We start from the raw sequence: 6,614 nt of genomic DNA on the forward strand, positions 1-6,614 counted from the left end.
GCTCAGCAGGCGGTGCGTTTGTGTGAGCCCGCGCCGCACTCACGTCTCGCTCCGCCGGCCGGGCGAGTTTACGCACCGCCGGAGGAGCCTCCCCCCGCCGACCACTCGCGAGATATCTGCGCGGGGGCCGGGCTACTTGCCGAACATCCCGCCGAGCCCGCCCGCCGCCTTGCCGAGGTCGCCCAGCCCGCCGCCGCCGGCTCCCCCGCCCTCCACCAGCCGCTTCAGGTTGCCGCCAACCGGGGGCGGGAGGCGGCCGTCCAGGAAGTCCACCGCGGCGCGGGCGGCCATCTGCGCCTTGTCCTCGGGGATCCCCGCCCGCTGGGAGATCTGCTGCACCAGCTCGTTCATCATCGCCATGGTGTCCACGCCTGTCCTGGGGAAGAATTGCTCGTACGCCGTCAGACGGGTGGCGGGACGCGGCAAGGAGCGGTCCAGCAGACGGCGAACCTCGCCTGCTCAGCGCGGCGGGTCCTGCGACCGCTCCGCCAGGTATCGGGCGAATGCCTCCCCTTCCTCGTGGAGGGGGTCGGCGGACGGCGACGCGGGCAGCGGGGCGTGGACGGCCTTCAGCGCTCCCATCACGGCCCCGAGCAGGAGGAGGGCTCCCGCGGCGCGGATCGCCTGCGCCACCGAGTGGTCGTGCTGCAGCAACCCGAGCCGTCCCAGCATGTAGGCCCAGTCGTGCCCCGCGTCGTCGCCGCCCACGAGTGGAAGGACCTGCGCCCGGGCATCGGCCGCGTAGCGCGCCACGCTGAAGAAGCTCTCCCCCAGCCAGGCCACGGAGACGGAGGCGGCGAACGGCTGCCGGGAGCGGTGGAAGTGGACGGCGAAGGCCAGCGGGAAGAGGAGCTGCATCAGCGTGCCGCCGAGCACGGCGACGAACTCCCCGAAGAAGCCGAAGACGGGGTGCCCCGCCTCGTGCAGGAGGAGGTTCACGCCGTCGATGAAGCGCCACGCGTCCGGCTCGCGGACGACGGAGACGGCCCAGGCGGCGAGCAGGAGGAAGCCGGCCCAGCGGAGGGGCCGCACCAGGAAAGGCGGAGGGGAGGTGTTCACGGGGTCCGTGGCGGACGGGGAGGCGGCGTGGACCTCCGGCGGAGGCGAAGCTCCCTGGAGGTCCCGCCTGGCGGGATGGCGCCGGGGGCGGCTACTTCGCCGCGGGGTTCTCGATCAGGTGGAGGACGGCGACGCGCTCCTGGCGCTCGCCGATGGTCAGCTCGAACTCGTAGCTCCCCTCCTGCGGGAAGACCACGTTGTCCAGCCCCATCACCAGCCGGGTCTGCTGGGGCGGCTCCATGGGGCGCGGCGTCCCCACGTCGGTGTGGCCGTTGATGGTTCCCACGGGCGAGCCGGCCGGGTCCAGCAGGTCGATCTTGAACTGCACCCGCCCCGCCTCGTTCGCGCCCCACTCCAGCACCACCACCAGCGTCATCCGGTCCTGCTGCGCCGGGAACCCCGGGGCGAACAGGTGGTGGAAGACGCCGTGCAGGTCGGCGCGCCCGTCCGGGCGCATGGCGGCATCCTCGCAGAGCAGCGCGTACAGAACCCTCACGGTCTCTCCCTTTCTCGTCGAGCGGAGCGTGCGGCCGGCTCACCGGCCGAAAGAAAATTCATGGTCCCTGCACCCTCAGAGCCGGACGCGGACCGCCTCGGCGTGGCCGTGCAGCCCCTCCGACTCCGCGAGCCGGACCACGTCCTCCGCGTCCCGGCGCAGCCGCTCCGCCGAGTAGCCGATCAGGGAGGTGCGCTTCACGAAGTCGTACACCCCCAGCGGCGAGGCGAAGCGCGCCGTCCCCCCGGTGGGAAGGACGTGGTTGGGGCCGGCGAAGTAGTCGCCCACCGGCTCCGGCGACCAGCTCCCCAGGAAGATCGCCCCGGCGTTGCGGATGCGGCCCGCCAGCGCGAGCGGCTCCATCACCAGCAGCTCCAGGTGCTCCGGGGCGCGCAGGTCGGCCAGCTCCGCGGCGGCGCCCAGGTCCGGCACCTGCACGATGGCGCCGTTCGCCTCCAGCGCGGCGCGCGCCACGTCGCGGCGGGGGTTCGCCTCCAGCAGGCGCTCGATCTCGCGGGGGACCTCGGTGAGGTGCGCCGCGCAGGTGGTCACCAGCCAGGCGATGGCGTCCGGGTCGTGCTCAGCCTGCCCGATCAGGTCCGCGGCGACGTGGCGCGCATCCGCCAGCTCGTCCGCGATCACCAGGATCTCGGAGGGGCCGGCGACCATGTCGATGTCCACCCGCCCGAACACCTGCCGCTTCGCCTCGGCCACCCACTTGTTGCCCGGGCCGACGATCTTGTCCACCCGCCCCACCGTCTCCGTCCCGAACGCCAGCGCCCCCACCGCCTGCGCCCCGCCCACCCGGATCACCTCCGTCACCCCGGCGACGTGGGCCGCGGCGAGCACCACCGGCGCCACCTCCCCGTCCGGCGACGGCGAGACCATGGCGATCTCGTCCACCCCCGCCACGGCGGCCGGGATGGCGTTCATCAGCACGGTGGACGGGTACGCGGCGCGCCCGCCGGGGACGTAGATCCCCACCCGGCGCAGGGGCGCCACCCGCTGCCCCAGCATGGAGCCGTCCGGGAGGAAGTCCACGAAGCCGTGCTCCCGCTGCCGCTCGTGGAAGCGCCGGACGTTGGCGGCGGCGCGGCGGAGCGACTCCAGCAGCGCCGGCTCCACGGAGGCGGCGGCGCGCTCCAGCTCGTCCGCCCCCACCCGCAGCTCCGCCACGCTCGCGGCCTCCACGCGGTCGAAGCGGCGGGTGTAGTCCAGCAGGGCGGCGTCGCCCCGCTCCGCCACCCCGCGGAGGATGGCCGCGACCGAGTCGCGCAGCTCCGGGTCGTCGGTGGAGGCCGCGGAGGCCAGCTCGCGCAGCTCCGCGAAGGGCGGGCGGCTGGAGAGGGTGCGGATGTTCACGGCTGCGAAGCGGTCGAGTCGAGCCCGGCGGCGCCGTCCAGCGCCCGCTCCAGGTCGGCGATGAGGCGCTGGTGCTCCTCCAGGCGGAGCTTGTGGCTGGCGCGGTTGACGATCAGGCGGGCGGAGGAGCGCGACACCTCGTCCACCACCACCAGCCCGTTCTCCTCCAGCGTGCGCCCGGTCTGCACCAGGTCCACGATCCAGTGGGAGAGGCCCAGCAGCGGGGCGATCTCCACCGAGCCGGAGATGTGGATCAGGTCCACCTGCACCCCCCGCGCGGCGAAGAAGCGGCGCGCCGACTCCACGTACTTGGTCGCCACGCGCGGCGTCACGGCACCGGGGAGGTGCGGGTACGGCATCCCCTCGGGCGCGGCGACGGCCAGGCGGCACCCGCCGAAGCGCAGGTCGAGCGGGTGCAGCACGTCCGGCTCCCGCTCCCCGAGCACGTCCAGCCCCACCACCCCCGCGTCCGCCACCCCGGCCTCCACGTAGACGGGAACGTCGATGTTCTTCACCGGGAGGTACTCGAAGCGCCCGTCGTCGGAGGGGAGGATCAGCCGCCGCGACTCCAGCGCCGCCGCGGAAACGCCGGAGCCCAGCCGCTCGAAGAGGCCGAGGGCGTCCTCCATCACGCGCCCCTTGGGGAGCGCGATGCGCAGCGGCCGGCTCACCGGACCTCCGCGGGGAGGAGCTCCGCCAGGGCGTCCGTCTCCAGCGCGAAGCCCACCGCCGGCCGGTCGGCGCCGTAGAGCCCCAGCAGGTGGTCGTACCGCCCGCCGAAGCCCACCGCGCGGCCGACCCCCGCCACGAACAGCTCCCACTGGACCCCGGTGTAGTAGCCCAGCCCGCGGATCTCCCCCAGGTCGTACACCACGTGCGAGCGCTCGTCGGGGGCGAGGAGCGCGTCCACGGCGCGGAGCCGCTCGATGGCCTCCTCCGCCTCCGTGCCGGAGGCGAGGGAGCGGGCGCGCAGCAGCACCTCGCCGCGCCCGATCAGCTCCGGCAGTTCGATCAACGCCCGCGCCACCGCCGCCGGCGCGCCGAACTCGCGCGCCCCCTCGGCCAGCGCCGCGCGGTCCTTGCGGTCGATGGCGACGCGCAGCCGCTCCGCCGCCTCCGGCGCGAGCCCGGCCAGGAGGGGGCGGACGAAGCGGATGTCGCCCAGGTTGATCTGGAAGTCGCGGATCCGGAGCGCGCGCAGGAAGGCGATGGTCATGCGCAGCGTCTCCACGTCCGCCTCGGGACCGGCGTCGCCGATCAGCTCCGCGCCCAGCTGGAACGACTCGCGCCGCCGCCCGCCCCCCTCCGGCTCCTGGCGGTACACCTTCCCCGCATAGCTGAGCCGCAGGGGGAGGGGCGCCGCGGCGAGCCGGCTCGCCGCCATCCGCGCGATGGAGGAGGTGAAGTCCGCACGCAGCGCCACCAGGCGCCCGTCGCGGTCCACGAAGCGGATCAGCCGCCCCGCCAGCTCCGGCCCCGCCCCGCGGGTGAAGACCTCCTCGTACTCGAAGGTGGGCGGGATCACCTCCTCGTAGCCGTGCGCCTCGGCGAGGGCGAACCACGCCGCCTGGACGCGGCGGCGGCGGCGTACGTCGTCGGAAAGGAGGTCCTGCGACCCCGGAGGAACCTGGGTAAGCGGCGTGTTCGGCATGGGCGGGAAGATACCGGCACCCGGACGGGGCTGGCAACCGGGGAGGCCGAACGCGCGGGATGCGGCACGCCGCTTGCAAAACCCGGCATCCGACAGGTGGGACTCGACATAGTCACCCTATCCGGAGAGGGATCCGTGGACATTCTGCTCATCATCGGCATCATCCTCCTGGTGGTCGCGCTCCTGGGTGTGGGCGGGGTCATCGGGGCCCTGGCCGACATCGCCTGGATCCTGCTGATCATCGCAGTGATCGTGATCGCCTGGCGCGTCATCACGGGCCGTCGCCCGGTCTGACGCCAGAGCACGACGCTGGTAAAGCAACGGAGCGGGAGGCCTCGGCCTCCCGCTCCGTTGCATTTCGTGCTGGAGCGAATCCAGCCTACCGCGCCAGCGCCTCGAACAGCGCCCCGACCTCCTCGGGAGAACGGACGTATGCCCGCGCCGCCGTGGTGGAGGGCGGCCGCTCCGCCACCAGGACCCCCTCCCCGTCACCCGGCCACGAGGACAGCGCGCGGAAGGCGTCCTCGTCCGTGGTGTCGTCGCCCAGGTACAGCACCGGAGCGCCCTCGGGCGGGCGGAGGTGGCCGAGGAGGAAGAGCACAGCACGCCCTTTGTCCCACTCCACTCGGGGCCTCACCTCCAGCACCTTCTTCCCTTCCGTGAGGCGCAGATCGTCCCGCTCCTCGACGGCCTCCCGGACCACCCGGCGCACCCGCTCCACCCGGTCCTCCGGCGTGAGCCGGTAGTGGATGCTGAGGGTGAGCCCCTTGTCCTCCACGAACGCCCCCGGGACCTCCGCCAGCGCGGGCTCCACCGCGGCGATGACCTCCTCCAGCTGCGGCCGGGCCGCCTGCGCCTCGGGGTGGACCCGGTGGACGTCCGGCCCCTCGATCTCCATCCCGTGGTTCCCGGCGTAGGCGATCCCGGAGATCCCGGCGCGCTCCCGGGCGTCCGCCATGCCGCGCCCGCTCACCACCGCACCGACCACGCCCGGCGCCCCCAGCAGCCGGTCCAGCGCCGCGCGCGTGGCCTCCGGGATCGCCGCCATCTCAGGCCGCTCGACGATGGGCGCCAGCGTCCCGTCGAAGTCCAGGAGGAGCACCAGCCGGCCGCTCCGCCGCCACGCTTCCCGCCACGCCTCCACCCGCTCCAGCGCGTGGGTCGGACCGCCGGCGCTCACCAGGGCGCCCCCGTTGACCGGCCCGAACGGCCGCCGCTACCTTCCCGCCCCGCACACGCCCTGAACCGTGGAGCCCTGTTCGCCATGTCTGCCTGGATCGAGGAATTGAAGTTCGACGAGCGCGGCCTCGTGGCCGTGGTGGCGCAGGAGGCCGACACCGGCGAGGTGCTGATGGTGGCCTGGGCCGACCGCGAGGCGCTCGCCCGCACCGTGGAGACCGGGGTGGCCCACTACTGGAGCCGCTCCCGCGGCGCGCTCTGGCGCAAGGGCGAGACCAGCGGGCACGTGCAGGCGGTGCGCGAGGTGCGCGTGGACTGCGACGGCGACGCGGTGCTGTACCGCGTCGCGCAGACCGGCCCTGCCTGCCACACCGGGGAGGGGAGCTGCTTCCACCGCCTCGCCGACGGCGCCGGGCTGGCTCCCGCCGGGGGGACCGGGCACGTGCTGTCGCGCATCGAGGAGATCGTCCGCGTCCGCGAGGCGGAGCGCCCCGAGGGCTCCTACACCACCTACCTCTTCGAGAAGGGGGTGGACAAGGTGCTCAAGAAGCTGGGGGAGGAGGCCGCGGAGACGATCGTGGCCGCCAAGAACCCCGGGACCGACGAGCTGCGCTCCGAGACGGCGGACCTCCTCTTCCACCTCCTGGTCCTGCTGCGCGCGCGCGGCCTCCCGCTGGCGGAGGTGTGGGCGGAGCTTGAAGGGCGCTTCGGGGCTCCCCCGCGGCCCGAAGCGCTGGAGAAGCTGCAGGCGAAGCGCCCCCCCGATCACTCCTGAGCCGCGGCGCGCCCCCCCGGCGCCTCCATCGCGCCGGAGCCGTCGCCCCCCGCGTCCGCCGCCATCTCCGGCGGCAGCGTGCCGGCGGACGA

At 74.2% G+C, this 6,614-nt stretch carries 9 protein-coding genes; 2 read left to right on the top strand and 7 right to left on the bottom strand.

Features of this window, described 5'->3' with window-relative positions:
- Positions 1–132: 132 nt before the first annotated feature.
- From VGR37_10800 to hisZ, 6 genes are all read right to left on the bottom strand, one after another.
- Positions 133–426 (bottom strand): hypothetical protein, encoded by a 294-nt coding sequence (locus VGR37_10800; GenBank protein ID HEV2147880.1) that lies wholly within the window; start codon positions 424–426, stop codon positions 133–135.
- 33 nt (positions 427–459) lie between these two features.
- Positions 460–1,059 carry a hypothetical protein gene (locus VGR37_10805; protein ID HEV2147881.1) on the bottom strand — a complete coding sequence of 200 codons (600 nt, stop codon included), beginning with the start codon at positions 1,057–1,059 and terminating at the stop codon, positions 460–462.
- Positions 1,060–1,150: 91 nt separating this feature from the next.
- Complete coding sequence (locus VGR37_10810) at positions 1,151–1,555, bottom strand: hypothetical protein (protein ID HEV2147882.1); 405 nt, start codon at positions 1,553–1,555, stop codon at positions 1,151–1,153.
- 75 nt (positions 1,556–1,630) lie between these two features.
- Positions 1,631–2,917: a histidinol dehydrogenase gene (gene hisD / locus VGR37_10815; protein ID HEV2147883.1), complete on the bottom strand. Its 1,287-nt coding sequence runs from the start codon at positions 2,915–2,917 to the stop codon at positions 1,631–1,633.
- Positions 2,914–3,588: an ATP phosphoribosyltransferase gene (hisG, locus tag VGR37_10820; GenBank protein HEV2147884.1), complete on the bottom strand. Its 675-nt coding sequence runs from the start codon at positions 3,586–3,588 to the stop codon at positions 2,914–2,916. Before hisG ends, hisD begins: the two co-directional genes overlap by 4 nt.
- Positions 3,585–4,568: an ATP phosphoribosyltransferase regulatory subunit gene (hisZ, locus tag VGR37_10825; GenBank protein ID HEV2147885.1), complete on the bottom strand. Its 984-nt coding sequence runs from the start codon at positions 4,566–4,568 to the stop codon at positions 3,585–3,587. The genes hisG and hisZ overlap by 4 nt, the downstream gene beginning before the upstream one ends.
- Positions 4,569–4,703: 135 nt before the next feature.
- Here hisZ and VGR37_10830 point away from each other — a divergent pair, with 135 nt between their 5' ends.
- Entirely contained in the window at positions 4,704–4,862 is a 159-nt protein-coding gene (locus VGR37_10830) for a hypothetical protein (GenBank protein HEV2147886.1), read from the top strand.
- Between the two features lie 85 nt (positions 4,863–4,947).
- Here VGR37_10830 and otsB read toward each other — a convergent pair whose 3' ends face one another.
- The gene (gene otsB / locus VGR37_10835; protein HEV2147887.1) at positions 4,948–5,748 is read right to left on the bottom strand and encodes a trehalose-phosphatase; all 801 of its coding nucleotides are present in this window, start codon (positions 5,746–5,748) and stop codon (positions 4,948–4,950) included.
- Positions 5,749–5,832: 84 nt separating this feature from the next.
- Between otsB and hisIE the strand changes: the two genes are divergently transcribed.
- Positions 5,833–6,522 (top strand): bifunctional phosphoribosyl-AMP cyclohydrolase/phosphoribosyl-ATP diphosphatase HisIE, encoded by a 690-nt coding sequence (gene hisIE / locus VGR37_10840; protein HEV2147888.1) that lies wholly within the window; start codon positions 5,833–5,835, stop codon positions 6,520–6,522.
- The last annotated feature ends 92 nt before the right edge of the window (positions 6,523–6,614 follow it).

Source organism: Longimicrobiaceae bacterium, assembly GCA_035936415.1.
Classification (GTDB): domain Bacteria; phylum Gemmatimonadota; class Gemmatimonadetes; order Longimicrobiales; family Longimicrobiaceae; genus JAFAYN01.